The 22,799-nt window shown below is 64.3% G+C and carries 23 protein-coding genes; 13 read left to right on the top strand and 10 right to left on the bottom strand.

Going from position 1 to position 22,799, the window contains the following annotated elements; translation table 11 throughout:
• Nucleotides 1–13: 13 nt before the first annotated feature.
• Genes nuoN through D9M09_RS18145 form a run of 8 tightly spaced genes read left to right on the top strand, consistent with a single transcriptional unit; the run spans nucleotide 14 to nucleotide 5,989 of the window.
• Entirely contained in the window at nucleotides 14–1,516 is a 1,503-nt protein-coding gene (nuoN, locus tag D9M09_RS18180; protein WP_070311353.1) for an NADH-quinone oxidoreductase subunit NuoN, read from the top strand.
• A gap of 3 nt (nucleotides 1,517–1,519) precedes the next feature.
• Nucleotides 1,520–1,849: a DUF2818 family protein gene (locus D9M09_RS18175; RefSeq protein ID WP_070311355.1), complete on the top strand. Its 330-nt coding sequence runs from the start codon at nucleotides 1,520–1,522 to the stop codon at nucleotides 1,847–1,849.
• Nucleotides 1,850–1,908: 59 nt separating this feature from the next.
• The gene (locus D9M09_RS18170) at nucleotides 1,909–2,481 is read left to right on the top strand and encodes an NUDIX domain-containing protein (RefSeq protein ID WP_070311357.1); all 573 of its coding nucleotides are present in this window, start codon (nucleotides 1,909–1,911) and stop codon (nucleotides 2,479–2,481) included.
• Between the two features lie 8 nt (nucleotides 2,482–2,489).
• On the top strand, nucleotides 2,490–3,185 hold the full coding sequence (locus D9M09_RS18165; RefSeq protein WP_070311359.1) for a hypothetical protein: 696 nt from the start codon (nucleotides 2,490–2,492) through the stop codon (nucleotides 3,183–3,185).
• Between the two features lie 12 nt (nucleotides 3,186–3,197).
• Nucleotides 3,198–3,911, top strand: a complete 714-nt coding sequence (ispD, locus tag D9M09_RS18160; RefSeq protein WP_121670065.1) for a 2-C-methyl-D-erythritol 4-phosphate cytidylyltransferase — start codon at nucleotides 3,198–3,200, stop codon at nucleotides 3,909–3,911.
• A 16-nt stretch (nucleotides 3,912–3,927) separates the two neighbouring features.
• Nucleotides 3,928–4,428 carry a 2-C-methyl-D-erythritol 2,4-cyclodiphosphate synthase gene (gene ispF / locus D9M09_RS18155; protein WP_070224100.1) on the top strand — a complete coding sequence of 167 codons (501 nt, stop codon included), beginning with the start codon at nucleotides 3,928–3,930 and terminating at the stop codon, nucleotides 4,426–4,428.
• Between the two features lie 37 nt (nucleotides 4,429–4,465).
• A complete protein-coding gene (locus tag D9M09_RS18150) occupies nucleotides 4,466–5,629 on the top strand; it encodes a PQQ-dependent sugar dehydrogenase (RefSeq protein WP_070288748.1) in 1,164 nt (387 codons plus the stop codon).
• 57 nt (nucleotides 5,630–5,686) lie between these two features.
• Complete coding sequence (locus D9M09_RS18145; RefSeq protein WP_070288747.1) at nucleotides 5,687–5,989, top strand: hypothetical protein; 303 nt, start codon at nucleotides 5,687–5,689, stop codon at nucleotides 5,987–5,989.
• A gap of 10 nt (nucleotides 5,990–5,999) precedes the next feature.
• On the opposite strand, the gene D9M09_RS18140 is transcribed toward D9M09_RS18145, so the two are convergent.
• Nucleotides 6,000–7,214, bottom strand: coding sequence for an MFS transporter (locus D9M09_RS18140; protein ID WP_121670064.1), 1,215 nt, complete (start codon nucleotides 7,212–7,214; stop codon nucleotides 6,000–6,002).
• A 90-nt stretch (nucleotides 7,215–7,304) separates the two neighbouring features.
• On the opposite strand from D9M09_RS18140, the gene D9M09_RS18135 reads away from it, so the two are divergent.
• Nucleotides 7,305–7,925, top strand: a complete 621-nt coding sequence (locus D9M09_RS18135) for a TetR/AcrR family transcriptional regulator (protein ID WP_070224096.1) — start codon at nucleotides 7,305–7,307, stop codon at nucleotides 7,923–7,925.
• A 173-nt stretch (nucleotides 7,926–8,098) separates the two neighbouring features.
• On the opposite strand, the gene D9M09_RS18130 is transcribed toward D9M09_RS18135, so the two are convergent.
• Nucleotides 8,099–8,437 (bottom strand): MmcQ/YjbR family DNA-binding protein, encoded by a 339-nt coding sequence (locus tag D9M09_RS18130; protein ID WP_046683867.1) that lies wholly within the window; start codon nucleotides 8,435–8,437, stop codon nucleotides 8,099–8,101.
• A 515-nt stretch (nucleotides 8,438–8,952) separates the two neighbouring features.
• Here D9M09_RS18130 and D9M09_RS18125 point away from each other — a divergent pair.
• Nucleotides 8,953–9,609, top strand: a complete 657-nt coding sequence (locus tag D9M09_RS18125) for a CCXG family PEP-CTERM protein (RefSeq protein ID WP_070224184.1) — start codon at nucleotides 8,953–8,955, stop codon at nucleotides 9,607–9,609.
• 93 nt (nucleotides 9,610–9,702) lie between these two features.
• On the opposite strand, the gene D9M09_RS18120 is transcribed toward D9M09_RS18125, so the two are convergent.
• From D9M09_RS18120 to D9M09_RS18095, 6 genes are all read right to left on the bottom strand, one after another.
• The gene (locus D9M09_RS18120) at nucleotides 9,703–10,683 is read right to left on the bottom strand and encodes an FHA domain-containing protein (RefSeq protein WP_121670063.1); all 981 of its coding nucleotides are present in this window, start codon (nucleotides 10,681–10,683) and stop codon (nucleotides 9,703–9,705) included.
• Nucleotides 10,680–12,077: a S1 family peptidase gene (locus D9M09_RS18115; RefSeq protein WP_121670062.1), complete on the bottom strand. Its 1,398-nt coding sequence runs from the start codon at nucleotides 12,075–12,077 to the stop codon at nucleotides 10,680–10,682. Before D9M09_RS18115 ends, D9M09_RS18120 begins: the two co-directional genes overlap by 4 nt.
• Before the next feature lie 72 nt (nucleotides 12,078–12,149).
• Nucleotides 12,150–12,803 (bottom strand): GTP cyclohydrolase II, encoded by a 654-nt coding sequence (gene ribA / locus D9M09_RS18110; RefSeq protein WP_070224093.1) that lies wholly within the window; start codon nucleotides 12,801–12,803, stop codon nucleotides 12,150–12,152.
• A gap of 220 nt (nucleotides 12,804–13,023) precedes the next feature.
• Nucleotides 13,024–15,267: a PhoX family protein gene (locus tag D9M09_RS18105; protein WP_121670061.1), complete on the bottom strand. Its 2,244-nt coding sequence runs from the start codon at nucleotides 15,265–15,267 to the stop codon at nucleotides 13,024–13,026.
• A 164-nt stretch (nucleotides 15,268–15,431) separates the two neighbouring features.
• Nucleotides 15,432–15,818: a DoxX family protein gene (locus D9M09_RS18100; RefSeq protein ID WP_070311373.1), complete on the bottom strand. Its 387-nt coding sequence runs from the start codon at nucleotides 15,816–15,818 to the stop codon at nucleotides 15,432–15,434.
• Between the two features lie 27 nt (nucleotides 15,819–15,845).
• Nucleotides 15,846–16,547: a pirin family protein gene (locus tag D9M09_RS18095; protein WP_070311375.1), complete on the bottom strand. Its 702-nt coding sequence runs from the start codon at nucleotides 16,545–16,547 to the stop codon at nucleotides 15,846–15,848.
• Nucleotides 16,548–16,713: 166 nt separating this feature from the next.
• Between D9M09_RS18095 and D9M09_RS18090 the strand changes: the two genes are divergently transcribed.
• A complete protein-coding gene (locus D9M09_RS18090) occupies nucleotides 16,714–17,640 on the top strand; it encodes a LysR family transcriptional regulator (protein WP_070224088.1) in 927 nt (308 codons plus the stop codon).
• A gap of 154 nt (nucleotides 17,641–17,794) precedes the next feature.
• Nucleotides 17,795–19,951, top strand: coding sequence for a putative bifunctional diguanylate cyclase/phosphodiesterase (locus D9M09_RS18085; RefSeq protein ID WP_070288739.1), 2,157 nt, complete (start codon nucleotides 17,795–17,797; stop codon nucleotides 19,949–19,951).
• A gap of 11 nt (nucleotides 19,952–19,962) precedes the next feature.
• Here D9M09_RS18085 and D9M09_RS18080 read toward each other — a convergent pair whose 3' ends face one another.
• Together D9M09_RS18080 and D9M09_RS18075 are read right to left on the bottom strand one after the other, a co-directional pair.
• Nucleotides 19,963–20,496 (bottom strand): DUF4256 domain-containing protein, encoded by a 534-nt coding sequence (locus tag D9M09_RS18080; protein WP_121670060.1) that lies wholly within the window; start codon nucleotides 20,494–20,496, stop codon nucleotides 19,963–19,965.
• Between the two features lie 64 nt (nucleotides 20,497–20,560).
• Nucleotides 20,561–21,481 (bottom strand): LysR family transcriptional regulator, encoded by a 921-nt coding sequence (locus tag D9M09_RS18075; protein ID WP_240453416.1) that lies wholly within the window; start codon nucleotides 21,479–21,481, stop codon nucleotides 20,561–20,563.
• Nucleotides 21,482–21,567: 86 nt separating this feature from the next.
• On the opposite strand from D9M09_RS18075, the gene D9M09_RS18070 reads away from it, so the two are divergent.
• Complete coding sequence (locus D9M09_RS18070) at nucleotides 21,568–22,791, top strand: MFS transporter (RefSeq protein WP_205602265.1); 1,224 nt, start codon at nucleotides 21,568–21,570, stop codon at nucleotides 22,789–22,791.
• Nucleotides 22,792–22,799 lie beyond the last annotated feature (8 nt).

Here is a 22,799-nt window from a genome sequence, read left to right as displayed (position 1 = left end):
GAAGACCGATAACATGACTAATGCACCTAATCTGGTACCGCTGTACGCGGAAATCTTTCTGCTGATCGCCACGTCGGCGCTCTTGCTGATCGATATGTTCTTGCCTGCGGCGAAGCGTTCGATCACCTATGCGCTGTCCTTGCTGACCCTGGCCGGCTGCGCCTTGCTGACCGTGGGCGACTTCAACGCGGGCACCACCGTCTACACGTTCCACAATATGTTCGTGTCGGACCCGATGTCGCAGCTGCTGAAACTGTTCTCGTACGGCGCCGTGGCGCTGACCCTGATCTACTCGCGTGCCTATGCCACCGACCGCAGCATGCTGTCGGGTAACCTGGGCGGCGAGTTCTACGTGCTGGCCCTGTTTGCACTGCTGGGCCAGATGATCATGATCTCGGCCAACAACTTCCTGATCATCTACCTGGGTCTGGAACTGATGTCGCTGTCGCTGTACGCGCTGATCGCGCTGCGCCGTGACAATGCCAAGGCCACGGAAGCTGCCATGAAATACTTCATCCTGGGCGCGCTGGCTTCCGGTTTCATGTTGTACGGTATCTCGATGCTGTACGGCGCATCCGGCACGCTGGACCTGGGCGAATTGCGCGTGGCGCTGGAAAACAGCAAGACCAACGGCACCATCATGGTCTTCGGCCTGGTGTTCCTGGTCGCGGGCCTGGCCTTCAAACTGGGCGTCGTGCCATTCCACATGTGGGTGCCTGACGTGTATCAAGGTTCGCCGACGGCCGTGACCCTGCTGCTGGGCGCGGCGCCGAAACTGGCCGCTTTCGCCATCACCCTGCGCTTGCTGGCTGAAGGCTTGCTGCCGATGGCGCATGACTGGCAGCAGATGCTGCTGGTGCTGGCCGTGATGTCGCTGGCCATCGGTAACTTCACCGCCATCGCGCAAACGAATTTGAAGCGCATGTTGGCGTACTCGACCATCGCGCAAATGGGCTTCGTCCTGCTGGGCTTGCTGTCCGGTACCGTCGACGCGCCGAACAACACGCTGAATGCGGCCGGCGCAGCCACCGCCTACGGCGCCTCGATGTATTACGTCATCACCTACGTGTTTACCACCCTGGGTACCTTCGGCGTGATCATGTTGTTGGCACGTAATGGTTTCGAAGCAGAAGAACTGGCCGACTTCAAGGGCCTGGGCAAACGCAGCCCGATCTTCGCGCTGGTGATGACCCTGTTCATGTTCTCGCTGGCCGGCGTGCCGCCGCTGATGGGCTTCATGGCCAAGTACTCGGTGCTCGCTTCGGTATTGGCGACGGGCCAGCTGTGGCTGACCATCGCCGCCGTGCTGTTCTCGCTGATCGGCGCCTTCTACTACCTGCGCGTCGTGAAAATGATGTGGTTCGACGAGCCGACCGACAGCAATGCGCTGGTCGTGCATGGCGACATGCGCGTCGTGCTGGCACTGAACGGCGTGTTCGTTCTGGCCCTCGGTGTGATGCCTAACAGCATCCTGGCTGCCTGCGCGACCGCCATCACCAAGACCCTGGCGTCCTGACCGATGGATGTCACCGCTTCGAGCTGGCTGGTGATCGCCCTGGGCATCCTGGGCGCCAACCTGCCTTTCCTGAACGAGAAACTGTTTGCCGCCGTACCCCTGAAAAGGGCGGCGCAAGTGGAGGACGGCAAAGGCTGGCGCAAGCCGCTGGCGCTGCGCCTGCTGGAGATGGTGATTCTGTACTTCATCGTCGGCGCCGTGGCGTTCGCCCTCGAAGCGCGCATCGGCAACGGTTTCCCGCAGACGTGGGAGTTCTATGCCATCACGGGATGCCTGTTCCTGGTGCTGGCTTTCCCAGGTTTCGTGACTCGTTATCTGCGTAAACGCCGCTAGGCACCATCCTCCGAAAGCGGCGCCTCTGGCGCCGTTTTTTATTGAACATAAGGAAATGTATGGAGACCCAAGCCACTGATAGGCAATTGATTGAAACCAAGGTCGACGGCGAGCTCGTCTACCAGGGCGGCTTCCTGCGCGTGCAGCGCGACCGCGTTGCACTGCCGGACGGCAAGATCACGGCGCGCGAATTCGTGCTGCATCCGGGCGCCGTCGTCATCCTGCCGCTGCTCGACGACGGCACGGTGCTGATGGAACGCCAGTACCGCTATCCGCTGGACCGGGTCTTCATCGAATTTCCTGCTGGTAAAATCGATGCGGGCGAGTCGCACCTGGCCTGCGCCCAGCGCGAACTGCTGGAAGAGACGGGCTACACGGCCAGCGACTGGCAATTCGTGTCCACCATCCACAACGCCATCGCCTATTCCGACGAACACCTGGAACTGTTTCTGGCGCGGGGACTCGTGGCCGGCGAACGCCAGCTCGACGAAGGCGAATTCCTGGAAACCTTTACGGCCACCGTGCCGCAGCTGCTCGACTGGGTCAGGGATGGCACGATCACGGACGTGAAGACCGTCATCGGCATCTTCTGGCTCGACAAGATTACCAGCGGCGCCTGGCAAGCGGCCTGATTCCGCACATGCGCGCGGCTCTCCTCCTGCTGCTGGCCGGTGGCGCGCTGGACGCGCAGGCGGCAGCGCGCACGCCGTTCCAGGTGCGCTGCGAAGACACGATCAGCAAGACGGTGTCCGTGCTGACGGCGCAGCAGAACGGCTACAGCATCGACACGCATCTGCCGTACAAGGCGCTGACGGTGATGAAGGGCACGGCGCGCGCGAACACCTGGGTGCTGGGCCTGACGAAGACGGATTCGCGCGTGGCCATCGCGCTGGCCGGTCCCATGCTGCAAGACCCGGCCAGCGGCTATGAATGCGTGGCGCCGCAGATTACCGTGAGCCTGACATATGCGCCCGTGGTGATCTATATCGGCCGCGAATTTGCCCCCGGCACGTGCGCGTATGATGAGATACTCGCGCACGAGCTGCGGCACATGAAAACCTATATGGAACACTTGCCGCGCGTGGAAAAGACCGTGCGCGCCGCGCTGGCCAGACGCTTCGAGGCGCGGCCCTTGTACGCGCCCAGCGGCACGGCCAAGGCGGCGCTGGCGCGCGAAATCGATACGGGCTGGTTGCCGTATATCAAGGCGGAAATGCGCAAGGTGGAAACCTTGCAGGCCGCCATCGATTCGCCGCAAGAATATGCGCGCCTGGGCAAGGCGTGCAAGGGCGAAATCCAGAACATCCTGTCGGGCAAGACAGCGCCCGCCAACTAGACAAGGAATGGCATGACCGCAGCATCGAACACCGTCCGTTATTTTGCCCTGATCCCCGCCGCCGGCGTGGGTGCGCGCATGGAAGCGGGCAGTCCCAAGCAATATTTGGCCATCGCCGGCAAGCCCATGCTGCGCCACGCGCTCGACGCCTTTCTCGCCAGCCCCCTGATCGCGCACACCTATGTCGTCGTCAGCGCCGAGGATGGCCAGATCGACGCCGTCGTGCCGGAGCAGGGCGCGGGGCATGGCGTCACCGTGCTGCGCTGCGGCGGCGCCACGCGCATGGACAGCATCCTGAACGGGCTGCAAGCCTTGCACGGCAGCATCGATGCCGACGACCAGGTGCTGGTGCACGACGCGGCCCGGCCCGGCCTGACGCCGGCGCTGATCGAAAAGCTGATCATGGAAGTGGGCGACCACCCGGCCGGCGGCTTGCTGGCCTTGCCCGTGGTCGATACCGTCAAGCGGGCCGGGCTGGGCAGCCTGTCGGCGCAGACGGTGCCGCGCGATCATCTTTGGCTGGCGCAGACGCCGCAAATGTTCAGCTATGCCTTGCTGCACCGGGCACTATCCGAGGCGCCCGATCCGCTGGCGATCACGGACGACGCCAGCGCCGTCGAAGCGCTGGGCCTGGCACCGAAACTGGTCGAGGGCCACCCGCGCAACCTGAAGGTGACCTTGCCGCGCGACATACACACGGCCGAGCTGTATTTGGCCCATTCTTGACTCCAGAAAGACCTGCATGCACACAACGACTCCCGACCTCCCATTTCGCATCGGCCAGGGCTATGACTGCCACGCGCTGGTGGAGCACCGTGACCTGATCATCGGCGGCGTGAAAATTCCCCATCACCTCGGTTTGCTCGGCCACTCCGACGCGGACGTGCTGCTGCACGCGATTACGGACGCCATCTTCGGCGCCGCCGCGCTGGGCGACATCGGCCGCCACTTCCCCGACACGGACGCGCAATTCAAGGGCGCCGATTCGCGCACCCTGCTGCGCGAAGCCGTGCGCCGCGTGCAAGCGACCGGTTATATCATCGGCAATATCGACGCCACCATCATCGCCCAGCGTCCGAAAATGGCGCCGCATATCGCCGCTATGTGCGCGAACGTGGCCGAAGACCTCGGTGTGACCGTGGGCCAGGTCAATATCAAGGCCAAGACAAATGAAAAACTGGGCTACCTTGGGCGGGAAGAGGGCATCGCGGCAGAAGCCGTGGCCCTGCTGCTGCGCGCCTGAGACGCCAACCATTGATCGATTAACGACAGGAGTCGCCATGTTCCAGTTACGCCGTACCGGTATCGCGCTTGCACTGGCATTGACTGCCGCGCCAGCGGCCTGGGCCGAACTGCAAGCCACGGGCGAGCCGCCCGCCGCCAGACAAGGCTGGAAGGCCGAGACCGTCGCGCAGGGCGTGCGCCAGCCGTGGGGCATCGCCTGGCTGGGCGAGGGCCGCGCGCTCGTCACCAGCAAGCAGGGGACCTTGCATCTGCTCACTGGCAAGACATTCGAGGACGTGGCGCTGGAAGGCATGCCCACGGTGTTTACGGGCGGGCAGGGCGGCTTGCTCGATATCGTGCTGCATCCGCAGGATGCGGGCAAGCCGAACCCGCGCGTCTACATGACGGTGTCCACAGGCACGAATGACGCCAACCGCACGACCCTGGTGCGCGGCGTGTTCGATGGCAAGAAGGTGACGGGCATCGAGACCCTGTTCAAGGTGGCGACCGACAAGAGCGGCGGCCAGCATTTCGGTTCGCGCCTGCTGTGGCTGCCGGATGGCACTTTGCTGATGAGCGTGGCCGACGGCGGCAATCCGCCGCTGCGCATCGGTGACCGCCTGGCGCGCGAGCAGGCGCAAAACCTCGCCACGCACCAGGGTTCCATCCTGCGCCTGACGCAAGACGGCAAACCGGCGCCCGGCAATCCCTTGGCCGCCAAGGGGGCCTTGCCGGAAATCTGGTCGTACGGCCACCGCAACGTGCAGGGCCTGGCACTCGACCCTGTTTCCGGCCGCGTGTGGGCCACGGAACACGGTCCGTACGGCGGCGACGAGCTGAACCTGGTGGTGGCGGGCGGCAACTATGGCTGGCCCCTGCAAAGCTACGGCGCCGACTACAAGACGCATGAACCCGTCGGCAAGCATGAGGTGCCCGGCATGCTCAATCCCAGCGTGGCCTGGGTGCCGTCGCCGGCCCCGTCCGGGCTGGCCGTCTATACGGGCGACAAGATCGCCGCCTGGCGCGGCAGCATCTTCAGCGGCGGCCTGGCGGCCAAGGATATCCGCCGCATCGCCGTCGATGCGAACGGCAAGGTGACGGGCCAGGACCGCCTGGACATCGGCGCGCGCGTGCGCGACGTGCGCCAGGGACCGGATGGCTACCTGTATGCGCTGACGGACGAAGACAATGGCCGACTGCTGCGCATCGTGCCGCGGTAATACGCCAGGCGCCGTCTTCGCTTAAGATGGCGCCTTTATTTCATTCAAGGTGGCGGCATGGCCCGTGATACTTATGCATACCGGCATGTTGCCGTCGAATCGCGCGCGATTCATGGCCGCGTGGAAATCCGCCCCGTGCCGGGCCAGGCCTTCTCTCCCGAACTGGCCGTGCAGTGCTCGCGCCGCCTGGTTGACCTGCAGCGCTATCCGCTGGGCAGCCGCTTTTTACTCTTTGCCAAGCTGACGGACCGCCTGGGCGGCACGCCCTTCCTGTATGCCTATCACGGCGATGCGGACGTGCCCATGACGCCGTCCGAAGTGACGAAATTCCTCGGCGAATTCCGTCGCGGCCGCATCTGAAGCCACGGCCCTACGACGCTGGGCACGCCGCGCCGGCCTTGGCGCTGGCCTGCGGCTTGCCGAACAGCGCGATCGTCAAGGCGCAGCCGAGGGCGAACAGGCCGCCCACCACCATCGCGCTCGACACGCCCAGCCGGTCGACGGCCATGCCGCCGAGCAAGGCGCCCGATGCCAGCGACACTTGCACTATAGCAACGAACAGCGCGCTGCTGCCCTCCATCAAGTGGGGCGCCGCCTTGAACATCCACGTCTGCACGGCGATCGGCATGGCGCCGAAACCGAAGCCCCAGACGGCCACCAGCATCATGGCCGTCACGGAATGGCTGCCGAACGCGGCCAGGGCGAGGGTGGACAGGCCCAGCACGGCGCCCGTGACCATCAGCGCGGCCCGTTCGTAGCGCCCGGCCGCCCAGCCGCCCGCGAGGTTGCCGATGAAGCCGGAAGCGCCGTAGACGAGCAGCATGGCGCTGACCGTGCCGGCCGCCAGGTGCGAGATTTGCGTGAGGAAGGGCGCGATATACGTGTAAGCGGCGAACTGGCCCGTAAACAGCATGGCCGTGGCGATCAGGCCCAGCCTGGCCTTGCGGATGCCGAAAATCATCGGCAACTGGCGCAGGCGGATGGCCTGCGTCGGCGGCAGCTTGGGCAGCAGCAAGAGCTGGCCGATGAAGACCAGCACGGCGATGGCGCTGGCCGCGCCGAAAGCCACGCGCCAGCCCACCAGTTCGCCCACCAGCGCGCCGGCCGGCACGCCCGCCACCGTGCCCAGCGAGACGCCGGCGAAGATGATGGACATGGCGCGCGACGCATGTTGCGGCGCCACCAGGCGCGGTCCGATGGCGCTGCCGATGGCCCAGAAGCCGCCCACGCCCACGCCCAGCATGGCGCGGCCCAGCAGTATCCACGCATACGAGGGCGCCAGCGCCACCAGCAGGTTCGAAGCGACGAGCAGGGCGGTGAGCGCCAGCAGCACGATGCGGCGGTCCAGCCGGCCCGAGCCGACGGTGACGAAGATGGCGGCGAACGCGGCAACGATGCCGGGCGTGGTGATCATCAGCCCCGCCTGGCCCTTGCTGATGGCCAGTTCGGCGGCCATCGCGGGCAGCAGGCCGACGGGCAGGAATTCGGAGGTGACGAGGGCGAAGGCGCCGATGCCGACCGATAAGACGGCCAGCCACGGCGCCACGGTGGTATCGTCGGCAGAGGTGTTGGAAGGTGTGTGCATAGGGTTCCTGAAAAGCCGGGAGGTTTTTAACCGGTCGGTATATAATCAGGGCAGGCAGACAGTGTTGTCAATAATTTTTTACCGAACGGTATGAAACAAGATAAAAAAGAGGAAGTCGTCAAGGCGAAAACGGGACGGCCACGCACGTTTGACGCGGACGAGGCGCTTGATTGCGCCATGAAAGTGTTCTGGGAAAAGGGCTATGAGGGCAGTTCCCTGCCGGAATTGACGAAGGCCATGGGCATGAACCGGCCCAGCCTGTATGCCGTCTTCGGCAACAAGGAGCAATTGTTCCACAAGGCGCTCGAGCGCTACAGCGATACGCGCATGCGGTTTTTCGATGCGGCGCTGGAACAGCCGACGGCGCGCCAGGTGGTGGAAGCCCTGCTGACGCAGTATGTCGACGCGCAAACCATGCCGGACGGCCCGCACGGCTGCATGGGCGTCAATGCGGCGCTGGCCTGCAGCGACGACGCCTTGCCGATCCGCGATGAATTGTTCGCGCGCCGCCTGCGCGGTGAAATCAAGTTGCGCGACCGCTTGCGGCGCGCGAAGGAGGAGGGGGATTTGCCGCCCGATTCCTGCCCGGAGCAGCAGGCGCGCTTTGTCGTGACCTTGTCGCAGGGCATGGCCATCCAGGCGGCCGCCGGCGTCTCGCGTGAGCAATTGCAGCAAATGGTGGGCTTGCTGCTGCGCAATTGGCCGATGTAGCTAAGTAATCCTCGGGAAATTAGTGTGAATTTATGACGAACAGAACCGGATGCTATGCAAGGCGCTCGCTGCGACGCAGTGCGGGCACTGCTAGCAGTGAGCAAGCCTCGTCGGCCACCTTGCAGAGCGCCGATTATGGCAGTCAGAAATCACAATAATTTATTGGGGGTTACTTAGCCCGTCGGGGCGATGGTCTTGGCCAGGTCGCTCGGCGCCTTGCGCCGCCAGGCGGCCGTCAGGGCGGCGGCCAGCATGTCCAGCTCCGCGTCCGCCAGGCACACCGTGATGCCGGCCAGCCGTTCGCCCCACCAGAGTTTCTCGCAGCCCGATGGCGTAATGACGGTGGCGATATGCGCCGCTTCCGCATCGAGCAGCACGTTGATGTGCTCGTCATCGGGCAGGGTGGCAAAGATCTTCCCGCCCACGCGGAAGGCTGGACGGTCGTGGTGTTCTTCCTCGCTCGTGTCGGGAAACGACAGTGCCAGATAGCGTAGTTCTTCCAGGTCGACCATTCCTCTTTCCCCCTCATCGGACAGATAGCAGCGTGACTACATTTTGCCATGCTGTTTCGCCCCGTGGTGCAGCGGCATGCGAAAAGAAATGCGCGCGATGCGACACTGACGGCCTGATCTGTGGTGCCGCCGCGACATGCCGCGCGCCGCAGATGGCCGTCGCGCCAGAGTGGAAGCTGGCGCTTTTCTGCCGCCGGGCAGGTGATTGCCAGAAAAATATCTTTCATGGTCAAAAGAAAAATACTTTTCTTCTGGGGAATTTACGCTAGAATAGCTTCATCGTCTTACCTGACCCGTCAATTGTCTGGCCTTGTCCCGGGAACCCGAACCCTTTCCAGGACGCTTGCAGTGCCGCCATGGCACGCCGCAAGTCCGCATTGTCACGCGGAAGTTCACGCCCCCGACCGCTCATCCTTGCAATTCCTGGCGCTATGCCGACACGCCTCAATGCAGCGTGTATTCAGCTCCAGCGCCCCTTGCTGCGCCCACTGAATACTTACTTACTGGATACCATCATGAAAAACTTGCCTAAAATCGCCCTGTCCCTGATCGTTGTCGGTGCGTTTGCCCACGCGAACGCCAGCACCATCACCGTGTCCACCGGCTATTCGAACGCTGGCGCGCAAAGCTCCGCCGCCGCCTATGAATCCGCCGTGAACGCCGCCGTGGCCACGCCAGGCGCCGGCTATGGCTCGACGACGATTGCCAGCTACGATAACGTCAACAACAGCGGCCTGTTCGGCAGCGGCTCGAACATTGCCTTCAAATCCGTCATCAACTTTGGCGTCAGCGCGGCCGATGCGGGCGCCTGGAGCTTCCGCAGCGGCGTCGACTTCGGCAAGGGCGGCGCCCTGTTCCTCGACGGCGTGGCGCTGGACTTCAAGAGCAATGACATGTGGTGGGCAGGCAACTACAACAATGGCAGCCAGTTCCTCAGCGGTTCGAGCGCCTTGTCGGCCGGTAACCATACCCTGAGCATTTATGGCCTGGAAGGTTGCTGCGATGGCGGCCAGCAAGCGCAGTTCAAGGCGGGCAACAACAATTTCGTCAGCTTCGGCGCCAACGATGGCTTGATCTCGGCCGTCCCTGAGCCAACCACCTACGCCATGCTGCTGGTCGGACTGGGCTTGCTGGGCTTTACGGCGCGCCGCAAGCAGGAAGCCAAGTTCTAAACAGCGATACGCTGCGCGCCTCGCGGCGCACTTAAAAAAGCCCGCCGGTCTGTCAGGACACGGCGGGCTTTTTGCATGGCGGCGCTTGCATCGTCAATCGCCGCTGTCTTCGTCTTCGTCGGCGCCCTTGGCCGCCTTGCCCCGTTCGGCGTCGACGGCGCGCTGCAGGCTGGCCGCGTCGCGGAAGAAGGCATCCGTCGTGTGATCCGGGCTCAGGCGCAAGGCCGGCGGGTAGATCGCCGCCATGTACGCCTCGTCGGCCAGGCGGCCGCTGATCTGCAGGTTGCTCAGCAAAATCAGGCTCGAGCCAAGGATGGCCAGCACGACGGCGACGAGGCCGAAGCGGCGCGGATGCTGGGGCTTGATCGTGCACAAATGGTAGTAGATCATGGCGCAGACGATGACGATGAACATATGCCGTCCGTAGCGCGTCAGCGCTTCCAGCGAGAACGCATACGCCGCCACCTTGCTGCCCAGTTCCCACACTTCCATGGCCACCAAGCCGCAACCGATGATGAACAGGTGGCGGCCGAAGCGCGCCACATGGCCGAACAGACGGTTCGCCACGGCCCAGATCGACGACCACACGAGGCCGCCGGCCAGCGCGGTGGCGATGATCATCAGGTAGGAAATCGGATCGAAGGCGTCCGCATCGCTGAGCCAGTTGCTGAAGGCGGCCGAAGCGCCGATCATGGCCAGGCCGGCGACGGCCGGGCGCAAGCCTTCCCAGTCGTGCCTGGTCGTGTCGCCCAGTTCGGGCGCCACCGGATGGTCGCTGGCGCGCACGCGCAGGCGCGTGTGGCCCAGGCGCACGATGCTGTTGCCGTTCAGGGCCACTTGCGCTTGCCGCTGTCCCCGGTGGATCACGCCGTTATAGCTGCCCAGGTCGCGCAGCAGCAGGCCGCCTGCGCCATCGTCCTCGACAATGGCGTGCTCGGCCGCCGTATGCGGATCGTCGAGGATGAAGTCGTTGTCATAGCCGCGGCCGATGCGGATCGGCAGGGACTCCATCCGCTGGCGCCGCTGCACTTCGCCATTCTCGGCGAGGATTTCAAGGTAATAGGGCGGCTTCATGGCTTGCGGCTGCTTTCCCGCGACAGCGCTTCGAGGAAGGTGCGCGTGACGCGCATGCCGTTGGCGTAGGACACGCCGCGCGCGTCGATGCGGCTTTGCAGGCTCATCAGTGGCTCATCGGTGCTGGCGGCCAGCAGGGCAAAGTCGTACAGGCCCGTAAACTTGCGGTAGGCGCGCACGCACAGCACGGCGCGCAGGGGCAGGGTCTTGTTCTTGACGAACTGTTCCGTGCAATGGGGGCCTGTCAGGTGTGCGCTCTTGTAGCTGCCGAAACTTTCATTCTTGAACGATGCGCTGGCCAGCTCGGAAAAGCGCAGCGGACCCAGTTCGCTGCTGCGCAGGAATTCGTGGCGCATCGACACCTGCCCCGTCTGCAGGGCGCCGGAAATGAAGATGGCCGACTCCATGGCGCAACTGGTGTTGTCGAGCAAATAAGGCTTGTCGGACTTGACGTTGGAGCGCCCCCAGCAGCGCATCTGGTCGGACTCGCGCACGGGCACGCGGTACGGGCCCATGGCTTTCAGGCTCAACGGCGTGTCGAGCAGGCGCGCCAGCATGACGTCCTGGTGCGCCAGCAGTTGCGCCGTCACCAGCGGCTTGAAGTCTTTCGGCGGCTTGCCTTGCTGCGCCACCTTGGCCAGCAATTGCTGGGCATAGCGGGCCGGCACGAGAAAACTGACGAGTTCGCCGTCGAGGCGTTTTGACACGTTCACGCCCGCGACGTCGCCATTCGCGGTGACGCTGGGGCCGCCGCTCATGCCGGAATTGATCGGTCCCGTAAACATCAGCTGGTCGTAGAAGCTGCGCGTGACGACGCCGTTGTACGAACCTTCCGAAATGGCGAAACCCAGGTCCAGCGGGTTGCCCATCGAATACAGGTACTGGCCCTGCGTCAGCGGTGCCAGCGCTTCCGGCATCTTGAAAAAGCCCGTGCCATGGCGGTTCACGCGCAGCACGGCCAGGTCGTGCAGCACGTCGACGGCCAGCAATTCCACATTGCCCCGCTGGCCGCTGGTGTCGACCCATTCGCCCACATAGGTGTCCGGGTCGAGGGCGAATTGCGACACGACGTGATAGTTGCTCACCACCAGGTCGCCCGTGCCGATCAAAAAGCCCGAACCGACGGACGACTGCGTGCGGCCGTTTTTCAGCAGCACGCGCACTTGCAAAATATCGGCGCGCGCGGCCGTGTACAGTTTTTGCGCGGCCGACGAGGGCGGCGGCAGGGCCGCATGTTCGGTGGCGGCAGGCGCGGCGGTGGCCGGCGGCGGCTTGGCGGGGGGAGTCGAAGCGGCGGTGGCCGCGGCTGGCGCCGGCGCCGGGGCCGGGGCCGCGTGGGCGCCTGCGCCAGCGCACAGGCTGGCCAGCAAGCAGGCGTAGTCAGAGAATTTCATGCATCCTTTGTGCGTGAGCAGGAGCGAAACGGGGGGCGCGCTGCCGCGCCGGCGCGGCTAGCCGCTTGGCAATTACAGGGCGCCGTCTTCCAGCGCCGGCGCCGTTTCCGGCGTCATCATGTGGCCCAGTTTGCTTTGCTTGGTATTCAGGTAGTGCTGGTTGAACGCATTGCGGTTGACCAGCAGCGGCACCCGTTCGGCCACCGTGATGCCCAGCGCTTCCATTGCCGCGATCTTGCGCGGGTTGTTCGTCATCAAACGCAGGCTGTGGATGCCGAATTGCGCAAACATGGGTTTGCACAAGGTGTAGTTGCGCGCGTCGGCCTTGAAGCCCAGCTGTTCATTCGCCTGCACCGTGTCGGCGCCCGCCTCTTGCAGGCGGTAGGCGCGGATTTTATTGATCAGGCCAATGCCGCGCCCTTCCTGGCGCAGGTACAGCAAGATGCCGCGGCCTTCCTCGGCGATGCGTTTCAAGGCGCCTTCGAGCTGGGCACCGCAGTCGCAGCGCTGGGAAAACAGCACGTCGCCCGTCAGGCACTCGGAATGCACGCGCGCCAGCACCGGTTCGCCGTTGCCGATATCGCCCAGCACCATGGCCAGGTGTTCCTTGCCCGTGGCGTGCTCGACAAAGGCGTGCAGGGTGAACTGGGCCCACGGCGTCGGCAGTGCGCAGGAAGTCGTGTAATCCAATTCGCCTGTCGCCAGGAGGTCTGCGCCGCTTTGCATGGTTGTGCTCATATAAGTAATTGTCAAAAATAAAAGGCGCGCGACACCACTCCGGTGCCGGCGCGCCTTGCCATCATACCAAAAAGCAGGGAAACGTTTTCCCTGGCTGCCATTCGGTCGTTGCAATGTCTGGTGATGAACCTTACTTAGGGGCACTTCCTCCTTTTACAAGGTCGATGGCGGGCTATGCCTGGCGGATGCCGCCGCCAGGCACGTCACATCAACTGCCGATGCGGCCGCCGTCGTTCTTGGTGATCACGATGGTGGCCGAGCGGGGACGCTTACCGGCGCCGTAACCGGCGTTGGCCGGCCATTGGCTCGTGTACTTGGACGGATCGCCGATGTTGGCCAGCGCGGTGTTTTCGCCCGGATGCTGGATATTGATGAACATGGTCTTGCCGTCGGGCGTTTCGCTGATGCCCGTGATTTCCGAGCCGACCGGCCCCACCAGGAAGCGCTTGAGCGTGTCGGCCGTGGGTTTCTTGCCGATGAAGGTGTCGACCGCCAGGTTGCCGCCGGCCGCCGTGGCGTAGTTCAGGGTGGACTTGGCGCCGTCGCCCACCTTGCCGGGGATGGCCGCGAGCATCATGCAGTTGGTCACGTCCGTGTACGCGCCATCGTCCGTCTGGATCCAGCAGATGCCCGTGTAGGGGCTGAAGGCCAGGCCGTCCGGGCTCGAGAAATCCTGGTCGGCCGTCAGGTTCGACAGGTTGATCTTGCTGGCGTCGGCGCCGCTCTCGGCGCCAAACAGGTAGACGTCCCACGTAAAGCTGGTGGCCGCCGCCGCGCCCGTGCCTTCCTTGAAGCGGATGATATGGCCGTTCGGATTGCCGTTCTGCGCGCTGCTGCCCTTCATGTCCGTGTAGGCGCGCGGGTTGGCGCTGTCGGGCGCCAGCTGCGACGAGCCGCTCGGATTGACGGTGCGGTTCGAGTTGTTGGTCAGCGTGTAATAGATTTCGCCATTGGCCGGGTTGACCGAGCACCATTCCGGACGGTCCATCTTCGTCGCGCCCACGGCGTCGGCCGCCAGGCGGGCATTGACCAGCACGTCGGCCAGGTCGGCGAACTTGTAGGCGCCGTACGTCTGGATCTGCGCGTTCGACAGGGACAACTCGATCCACTGGCCCGTGCCGTCGGCGGCCAGCTTGGCCACGTACAGCTTGCCCGAATCGAGGTATTTGTCGCCGGTGGCGATACGGTCCGCAGGCGTCGCATCCGCGGCGGCCCAGACGGCCGTCGTGACGAATTTGTAGATGTATTCGTTGCGCGAATCGTCGCCCATGTAGACGGCCAGCTGCTGGCCCACGGTTGGCACGCTGAAGGCGGCGCTTTCGTGCGCGTAGCGGCCCAGCGCCGTGCGCTTGCGGATCGCCTTGGTCTTGTCGTACGGGTCCATTTCGACGATGTAGCCCATGCCGTTGAGCTCATTGCGGTAGTCGTCGCTGCCGTCGGCCGATGCGCCGATCTTGCTCAGGTTCCAGCGCGCGTATTTGTCATCGCTGCCGCCCGTTTCCCAGCCGTGGCGCGAGGCGCCGCCCTGGCTGCGGCCATAGCGGTTCAGCGACACCACGGACTTGTCGCCGCGCGCCGCGTTGTCGGTGGCCGAGCGCGTGAAGTAGCCGGCCCAGTTTTCTTCGCCGGAGAGGTAGCTGCCCCAGGGCGACTTGCCCGTGCCGCAGTTGTTGATGGTGCCGCGCGTCTTGGTGCCGGTCGGCGAATACTTGGTCACCACGAGGGCGTTGCCGCGCACGGGGCCGGCAAGCTCGATGTCCGTCAGCGGCGTGACGCGGCGGTTGAAGGCGGAATCGTTGACGGTGGCCCAGGTGCTGCCCGTCTTTTTGACTTCCACCACGCTCAGGCCGTGGACGGCCACTTCCTTGTCGACTTCGGCGGCGGGGCGCGGCAGCGTGGTGGTGCCGCCATTCACGTGCAGGAAGTGCGAGGACAGTTTTTCGTCCGTGGTCGCTTCGTGGTTCATCGCCAGCAAGCCCCGTTCGGCGCCGGAGGCCAGCGGCGCGCCGGCGGCGGACAGGCCGTAGTATTCCATGCCGTCGTGGTGGTCGCCGGCGCGGTTGTCGAAATCGGTATCGCTGCCGTCATTCTTGTAGGCTGGCGTGGCCGCGCGCAGCGAGTCGCCCAGCGCATACAGCGCGGTGGCCGTGTAGCCGGCCGGCACCGACACGACGTCGGCCAGGCTTTTCGGCACGGCCGTGAAGGCCAGCAGTTTTTCGGGTGTCGGCGTTGGCGTCGGCGTGACGGCGACCGCATCGCTGCCACCGCCACAGGCGGACAGGCCCATCGAACCCATGACGGCGGTAGCGGCCGTGACGGCGCTGCCGCGCAGCCAGTTGCGGCGGCTCAGGCGGGCGTTCAGGATGCTGTTGAAATGGTTGTCGTGGGACGCGTTGCTGTCGATGTCGTTCAGATCGGTGGCGCGGATGGCCAGATCGTTGGGCTTGTTCATGGGCTGCGATGTCCTGTGGTTGCGTGATTTAAAGGCAACCGCATGATAGTCAGCGTATGTGACAGCGCCATGTCAGCTTGATGACAAAACGATGACAGGCTGCCGGCCGGACGGCCGGACGGGACGCGTCGATGACGGGTCCGTCCGGTCAGGCAGCCTTGGCCTCACTTGGTCTGGCGAAAGCCGCGCTCCACCAGCAAGAGCATGCCGCCGAAGATGGACAGGTTCTTCAGGAAGTTCGTCAGCTGGTCCTGGAAGTGGGCCGCATCGGCGCTCCAGAAGGCGTGGAAGATCACGGTGGTCGGAATCAGGAACAGCGCCAGGGCCAGCGCCGCCCAGCGCGCCTGCCACCCCGTGATCAGCAGCAGGCCGCCGCCCACTTCCAGCACAATCACGCCCACCAGCAAGATATTGGCGATCGGCAAGCCCTGGCTGGCCATGTAGCCGGCCACCCCCGCAAAGCCGCCGATTTTCAGCAAGCCCGAGACAAAGAACAGCACGCCAAGGGCGGCACGGCCGAGGGGCAGCAATACGTTGGTTCTGTTTTCCATGATTTTCTCTTTCTTTGTATTTATCAATTATTTCGGTAAATCGAAGACCAGAAACTCTGCGTCCTCTGCTTGCGTGAGGATCACGGCCGCTTCCTGCGTCAGTTTCAGCGCATCGCCCGCTTTCAAGGGCGTGCCGTTGACGACCAGGCTGCCGCGGATCAGGTGCACGTAGGCGAGGCGGCCTTCTTCCAGCGCATGTTCGGCCTGCTCGCCTTCCTGCAGGATGCTGGCGTAGATGGCCGCATCCTGGTGGATCAGCACGGAACCCTGGCGGCCGTCGGACGAGGCGATCAAGCGCAGCTTGCCCCGTTTGCTTTCCGGCGTGAAGTGTTTCTCTTCATAGCTGGGGGGAATGCCCGTCACGTTCGGCTGGATCCAGATCTGCAGGAAGTGCAAGCCATCCGTGTTTGAATGGTTGAACTCGCTGTGGCGCACGCCGCTGCCGGCGCTCATGCGCTGCACATCGCCGTAGTGCAGCACGGAACCGGTGCCCATGCTGTCCTTGTGTTCGAGCGCGCCGTCGAGTACATACGAAATGATTTCCATGTCGCGGTGGCCGTGCGTGCCGAAACCCTGGCCTGGCGTGACCCGGTCTTCATTGATCACCAGCAGGGGACCAAAGCCCATGTGCAGCGGATCGTGGTAGCTGCCGAAGGAAAAGCTGTGGTGGGAATTGAGCCAGCCGTGGTTGGCGGCGCCGCGTTCTTCGCTATGACGAATCTGTAACATGGTGGACTCCGTTTCTAAAGGTTAATGTGCGATAATTTCGAAGGACCGTTGCCTGGCGCTATGCCTTGGCTTCTCTCTGCCCTTCGCTGTACGATGAACAAAGTATAGGCGCCTCAGAAGAGAAAGAAAAACGGAAAATCTTGCGACCTATGATCGAAAAAATCGAATGTTAAGACTGAGCCTGGAAGCGCTGCAAATCGTCGACGCCATCGACCGCCGTGGATCGTTCTCGTCGGCCGGCAAGGAGTTGCATAAAGTCCCGTCCACCATTTCCTATACGGTGGCCAAGCTCGAGGACGACCTGGGCGTGCAGGTGTTCCAGCGCAATGGCCCGAAAGTCATGCTGACGGCGGCTGGCCAGGAATTGCTGAAAGAGGGCAGGTATTTGCTGAAGGCGGCGCAGGACCTCGAGCACCGCGTGCGCAGGGTGGCGTCCGGCTGGGAAACGGAATTGTCCATCGGCATCGATTCCATGTTTTCCGCCGTGGCCCTGGCCGACGACGTGCGCGCCTTTTACGACGTGGCGCAGCAGACGCGCTTGCGCCTGTCGCAAGACACCCTGTCGGGCACTTGGGAAGCGCTGTTGGACCGGCGCGCCGATTTGCTGGTGGGCGCGCCAGGCGACGGGCCGGCGGGCGGCGGCTATATCGCGCAGCCGATCGGCATGCTCGACTTCGTCTTTACCGTGGCGCCCACGCATCCGCTGGCGCAGGTGGCCGAACCCTTGTCGCGCGGCCATTTGCAGCAGCACCGGGCCGTGGTGGTGGCCGATTCGGCGCGCCAGATGGCGCCGCGCACGGTGGGGCTGCTGCTGGGGCAAGATGCCTTGAGCGTGCCGAACATGCAGGTCAAGTTCGATTACCAGGTGCTGGGGCTGGGCTTTGGCTTCCTGCCGGGGCCGTGTGCGCGCGCCGCCATCGCGCGTGGCTTGCTGGTGGAAAAGGCCGTGGAAGAGCCGAAACCGTCGGAAACGTTTTACCTGGCCTGGAGAGTGGGCGAGGATGGCGCCGCGCTGCGCTGGTGGATGGCGCGCATGCGCGAACCCGATGTGTTTGCCCGCCTGGCGCAACATCTGCCCGGCCATTCGGCGTAGGCCTTAAAATGTTGACATACGCCAACACTTTTAAGTTACCATATTCACAGTATTTCCCGCCCGACCTCCACGCCCCACAGTGGGATTTTGATGATTACACACACCGCAGCGCCCCTGATACCTTCCCCTGACCTGGTCCAAGAGTGGGGTTGCCATGCTTGAGGCGAAGGTCGCGCTGTGCCTGCGCCTGGCCCAGGATGCCCGTGAACAGGCGGGGCCGCAGCAGGCCGCCACCCTGGCGCGGCTGGAGGAAGAGCTGGAGCGGCTGCGCGGCGCCAGCCGGCCCGTGGTGCGCGTGGCGCCCCCTGACGCCTTGCTGGAAATCGATCCCGACGGCTTTTTGATCGGCTGGAACCATGGTGCCGAACAGATGTTCGGCTATTCCGAACTGGAAGCACTGGGCCAGCACATCCTGTTTTTGTATCCGGAAGACGACGCGGAAGCGAGCGTGCTGGAACTGCATTTCACGCAGGGCGACGTGGCCACCGATGTGCGCCGGCGCAAGAAGTCGGGCATGGTGACATGGCTGCGCATGCACCGCCATGTGATCCACGACCAGGCGGGCAAGGGCTGCGGCATGGCCGTGCGCCTGTCGGCCATGAGCGAGCCGCTGTCCGACGTCGACAAGGTCCGGTTGCACGCCCGCATCATCGAAGACAGCGAGCAAGCCGTGCTGATCACGGATGCGGAAGAGCGTATCGTCTCGATCAACAGCTCGTTTTCCCGCATCACCGGCTATTCGCCGGCCGAAGCCATCGGCCGCACGCCGGACTTGCTGCGCTCGGGCGTGCACGACCCGGATTTCCGCGCCAAGGTGCGCGCCGCCATGCGCGGCCACGGCTCCTGGCGCGGCGAAATCATCGGCAAGCGCAAGAATGGCGAACTGTTCCCGCAAGACGTCACCATCAGCGTCGTGCGCGACGAATTCGGCGAAATCAGCCATGTATTTTCCCTGTTTTCCGATATCTCGGTGCACAAGGATGCCGAGGCGCGCATGCAGCGCATGGCCAACTACGACAGCCTGACGGGCTTGCCCAACCGCTGCCTGCTGAACCAGCTGGTCGACCAGGGTCTGGCCGAAGCGAAACGGCAAGGCACGCATGGCGCGCTGATGGTCATCGACATCAGCCGCATCGGTTCCATCAGCGACACCCTGGGCCATGAAGTGGGCGACCAGCTGGTGATCGCCATCGGCCAGCTGTTCCGCGGCGCCCTGCGCGATGCGGACATCCTGGCGCGGGTCGACAACAGCAAATTCGTCGTGGCCCTGCTGCACATCGAAAAGCGCGAACACGCGGCCAACGTGGCGCAAAAGCTGCTCAACCTGCTCGAGGCGCCGATCAATATCGACGCGCACGCGCTGCACGTGGGCGCCAGCATCGGCATCACCGTGTATCCGGAAGACGGCCTGGAAGCGCCGGCCCTGTTCCGCTTTGCCGATGTGGCCGTGGCCAAGGCGGGGCAGACCATCGAATCGACCTTCCTGTTCTACCGCGAAGACATGAACCGCAGGGCCAAGGAGCATCTGCGCCTGGAAAGCGAAATGCGGCTGGCGCTCGGCGACAAGGAGCTGGAATTGCATTACCAGCCGAAAGTGAGCCTGGCCAGCGGACGCATCGTGGGCGCGGAAGCCTTGCTGCGCTGGAAGCATCCGATGCGCGGCATGGTTTCGCCCGGCGTCTTCATCCCCGTCGCCGAGGAAACCAGTCTGATTCTGGAGCTGGGCACCTGGGTGCTGGACGAGGCGTGCCGCCAGATCCGCAGCTGGGAAGACCGTGGCCTGCACATGCCGGCCATTGCCGTCAACCTGTCGGCGCGCCAGTTCGATGAACAGTTGCCGGCGCGCATAGCGGCCGTACTCGAGCGCTACCAGGTGCGGCCCGACCAGATCATGCTGGAAATCACGGAAAGCCTGCTGATGCGCGGCGCCGACAAGGTCATCGGCATCATGAACCAGCTGGTGGCCATGGGACTGGCGCTGGCGCTCGATGACTTCGGCACCGGCTATTCCAGCCTCGCCTACCTGAAGAAATTCCCCATCAGCACATTGAAAATCGACCGCTCCTTCGTCATCGGCTTGCCCTTCGAGGAAAACGATTGCGCCATCGCCCGCGCCATCGTCACCATGGCGCAGCAGCTGCGCCAGGAAATCGTCGCCGAAGGGGTGGAAACGGCCGAGCAGATGCGCTTCCTGCGCGAACTCGGCTGCGACCAGCTGCAAGGCTATCTGTTCAGCCCGGCCGTGCCGGCGGCCGAATTCGAGCTGATGCTCGATGAAGGCCGGCAATTGCGCCTGGAAGAGGCGGTCTGAACCGGCGTCGCTCAGACGCGCAGCAGTCCGCGAAAGCCCCGGCTCGCATAATACGATTCGGCGCCGTTGTGATAGACGAAGACCTGGTCATAGCGGCGGTCGCCAAACAGGGCGCCGCCCAACGCCCGGATGCTGTCCGGCGTGGCGATCCAGCTCGAGGTCTTGCGGTCGAACGGTTCCAGCTCTTGCAGCTGCCGGTACTGCGCCTGCGTCAGCAAGGCGATGCCCATCGCCTGCGCCATGGCGAGCGCGCTGCCGGCCGGCTTGTTGGCCTTGCGCGCAGCCAGGGCCGCCGCGTCGAAACACAGGCTGCGCCGGCCGATCGGGCTTTCTGTTGAGCAATCGCAAAACGTGACGGCATCCGTCTCGCCGGCGTGCCCGATGACGTCCGGTTCGCCGCCCGTGTCTTCCATTTTCTGCAATGCCACCAGGCTGGCGGGAGCGGCGTTCAAGCGCGCCAGCACGCTGTCCCAGGTCCATCCCGGATGGCGGTGCATGTGCCGGCTGAAGCGGGTTTGCAAGGTGCGGATCAAGTCATCATGCATGGCGCGGCCCCCTGGGGTTTCAACGATATGGCCGATTATAAGACGCGATGCCGGCGGGCGGCGCTCATCCCAGCTGCACTTTTTCCAGCAGATAATCGAGCATCACGCGCACCCTGGCCGGCACTTGCAGGCCCGGTCCCACGAAGACGGCGTGCACGAGTTCCTTGTCGCCCGGATTGTAGTCCTGCAGCACTGGCATGAGTCGGCCTTGCTCGATGTCGCGCTGCACGTGCTGGCGCGAAAAGCGCCCGAGACCCATGCCCGCCAGCACCAGCTGGCGCATGCTTTCGCCATCGCTGACGCAGGTATTGCCCTGCGGCGCCACCTGCAAGGTGCCGCCGCTCCCGTCGAGGAAGGGCCACGTTTCGTTCTGGCAGCGGAAGTTGAAGGCCAATAAATTGTGTTCGGATAATTCCTGCGGCGTGCGCGGCAGGCCGTGCCGCGCCGCGTAGGCTGGCGAGGCGACGACGACCATCGTGTCTTCGCCCAGTTTGCGCGCCACCAGGTTCGATGCCTTCAGCGTGCCCGTGCGGATGGCGATGTCGGTGCGGTCTTCCAGCAGGTCGACGATGGCGTCGCTGACGACGACGTCGAGCACGATGTCGGGATAGCGCTGCGCGAACTCGGGCAGGATGGGCAGCAGGTGGCGCACGCCGAACGGCACGAAACAGTTGATGCGCAGGCGTCCGCGCGGCGCGGCGCCCTGCGATGCTTCGCGCTCGGCGCCATCGATATCGTCGAGGATGCGCTTGCACTGCACGAAGAAGGCGTCCCCCTCGGGCGTGGTGTGCAATTGCCGCGTGCTGCGCTGGAGCAAACGTGCGCCGAGCCGCGCTTCCAGGCGATTGACGAGCTTGCTGACGGCCGACGGCGTCAGGGCCAGGCGGCGCGCGGCGGCGGAAAAGGCGCCCGTTTCCACCACGGCCACGAACACGGCCATCTCGAACGCGCGGTTGATGTCTTGCCTGGCCATTATTGAATCCATTTCACAGGTGTTTCCATTATTAGAGTCTATATCAAAAGTATTTATCTCGATACACTGGCCCGCTTGAACTATTTGTTGGAGCCATCATGACCACCGCACACCCTGTTTCCCCTTCAGCCAGCACCATGCCGCCCGGCGTGCTGGCGCTGGCCGTCGGCGCCTTTGCCATCGGCGTGACCGAATTCATCGTCGTCGGCATCCTGCCCGCCATTGCGAAGGATTTGCACATTTCCATCGAATCGGCCGGCTCGCTGGTGAGCCTGTACGCGCTGGCGCTGGCCATCGGCACGCCGCTGCTCGTGTTATTGATGTCGCGCCTGCCGCGCAAGGCGGCCTTGCTGGGGCTGATGAGCGTGTTCCTCGCCGGCAATCTGCTGGCTGCCTTTTCCCACACGTTTGAATTGCTGCTGGCGGGACGGGTCATCACGGCCGTGGCGCACGGCACCTTTTTTGCCATCGGCGCCACTGTGGCCGCCAGCCTGGTGAACAAGGCGCAGGCGGGCAGGGCGATTTCCGTGATGTTTGCGGGACTGACGCTGGCCATGGTGATCGGCGTGCCTCTGGGCAGCTTCCTCGGCAACCTGATGGGCTGGCGCTTGCCGTTCTTTGCCGTGGTGGTCTTGGCCGCGCTGGGTTTGGCCGCCATGGCGTGCTGGCTGCCGGCCGGTTTGCAGCAGGGTAAGGGCGGCAATGCCATGACGCAACTGGCGGCGCTCGGCAGCGGTCCGATCCTGACGATGATGGCGGTCACCACCTTCGGCTTCGGCAGCAGCTTTGCCGCGTTCACGTTCATTACGCCCATCCTGACGGACGTGACGGGTTTTTCCGCCACCATGGCCAGCGCCCTGCTGATCGTGTTCGGCGTCGCCACCTTTGCCGGCAACCTGGCGGGCGGCTACCTGACGAGCCACCTGGGCTGGCAAAAAGCGCTGCGATCGATGCTGCTGTTGCTGGCCGCCACGCAAGTGGGCGTGGCGCTGGCCATCACGTCCCAGTGGCTGATGACGGTGATGCTGTTCGTCTGGGGCGTGTTCGCCTTCGGCCTGTCGCCGGCCCTGCAGGCGGGCATGCTGGCGACGGCCGAGCGCTACACGCCGCAGGCCGTCGATTTTGCTTCCGGCCTGAACATTTCCGCGTTCAACCTCGGCATTTCCTTCGGTTCCATGCTCGGTGCGCTGATGGTCTCGCGCCAGCTGATGGCGTCGTCGCCATGGGCCGGGGTGGCGGCTGCCTTGCTGGCCCTGTTGCCGCTGGCCTGGCTGGCGCGCAGGAGCCTTGCCTCCCACGTGGCGGGGGCGGCCGCGCACTGAGCGCGGTC

The sequence above is a fragment of the Janthinobacterium agaricidamnosum genome (assembly GCF_003667705.1).
Lineage (GTDB): Bacteria > Pseudomonadota > Gammaproteobacteria > Burkholderiales > Burkholderiaceae_D > Janthinobacterium.
The sequence above is the reverse complement of the archived record's forward strand: the minus strand, read 5'-3'. Positions and strand labels throughout refer to the sequence as shown.

Coding starts and splice junctions, on each gene's coding strand:
- D9M09_RS18080 (WP_121670060.1), bottom strand. CDS start 20,496: ATGCATGATGACTTGATCCGCACCTTGCAAACCCGCTTCAGCCGGCAC.
- D9M09_RS18070 (WP_205602265.1), top strand. CDS start 21,568: ATGACCACCGCACACCCTGTTTCCCCTTCAGCCAGCACCATGCCGCCC.
- ispD (WP_121670065.1), top strand. CDS start 3,198: ATGACCGCAGCATCGAACACCGTCCGTTATTTTGCCCTGATCCCCGCC.
- D9M09_RS18125 (WP_070224184.1), top strand. CDS start 8,953: ATGAAAAACTTGCCTAAAATCGCCCTGTCCCTGATCGTTGTCGGTGCG.
- D9M09_RS18140 (WP_121670064.1), bottom strand. CDS start 7,214: ATGCACACACCTTCCAACACCTCTGCCGACGATACCACCGTGGCGCCG.
- D9M09_RS18115 (WP_121670062.1), bottom strand. CDS start 12,077: ATGAAATTCTCTGACTACGCCTGCTTGCTGGCCAGCCTGTGCGCTGGC.
- nuoN (WP_070311353.1), top strand. CDS start 14: ATGACTAATGCACCTAATCTGGTACCGCTGTACGCGGAAATCTTTCTG.
- D9M09_RS18175 (WP_070311355.1), top strand. CDS start 1,520: ATGGATGTCACCGCTTCGAGCTGGCTGGTGATCGCCCTGGGCATCCTG.
- D9M09_RS18170 (WP_070311357.1), top strand. CDS start 1,909: ATGGAGACCCAAGCCACTGATAGGCAATTGATTGAAACCAAGGTCGAC.
- D9M09_RS18120 (WP_121670063.1), bottom strand. CDS start 10,683: ATGAAGCCGCCCTATTACCTTGAAATCCTCGCCGAGAATGGCGAAGTG.
- D9M09_RS18165 (WP_070311359.1), top strand. CDS start 2,490: ATGCGCGCGGCTCTCCTCCTGCTGCTGGCCGGTGGCGCGCTGGACGCG.
- D9M09_RS18095 (WP_070311375.1), bottom strand. CDS start 16,547: ATGTTACAGATTCGTCATAGCGAAGAACGCGGCGCCGCCAACCACGGC.
- D9M09_RS18150 (WP_070288748.1), top strand. CDS start 4,466: ATGTTCCAGTTACGCCGTACCGGTATCGCGCTTGCACTGGCATTGACT.
- D9M09_RS18105 (WP_121670061.1), bottom strand. CDS start 15,267: ATGAACAAGCCCAACGATCTGGCCATCCGCGCCACCGATCTGAACGAC.
- D9M09_RS18090 (WP_070224088.1), top strand. CDS start 16,714: ATGTTAAGACTGAGCCTGGAAGCGCTGCAAATCGTCGACGCCATCGAC.
- D9M09_RS18075 (WP_240453416.1), bottom strand. CDS start 21,481: ATGGATTCAATAATGGCCAGGCAAGACATCAACCGCGCGTTCGAGATG.
- ispF (WP_070224100.1), top strand. CDS start 3,928: ATGCACACAACGACTCCCGACCTCCCATTTCGCATCGGCCAGGGCTAT.
- D9M09_RS18130 (WP_046683867.1), bottom strand. CDS start 8,437: ATGGTCGACCTGGAAGAACTACGCTATCTGGCACTGTCGTTTCCCGAC.
- ribA (WP_070224093.1), bottom strand. CDS start 12,803: ATGCAAAGCGGCGCAGACCTCCTGGCGACAGGCGAATTGGATTACACG.
- D9M09_RS18100 (WP_070311373.1), bottom strand. CDS start 15,818: ATGGAAAACAGAACCAACGTATTGCTGCCCCTCGGCCGTGCCGCCCTT.
- D9M09_RS18085 (WP_070288739.1), top strand. CDS start 17,795: ATGCTTGAGGCGAAGGTCGCGCTGTGCCTGCGCCTGGCCCAGGATGCC.
- D9M09_RS18135 (WP_070224096.1), top strand. CDS start 7,305: ATGAAACAAGATAAAAAAGAGGAAGTCGTCAAGGCGAAAACGGGACGG.
- D9M09_RS18145 (WP_070288747.1), top strand. CDS start 5,687: ATGGCCCGTGATACTTATGCATACCGGCATGTTGCCGTCGAATCGCGC.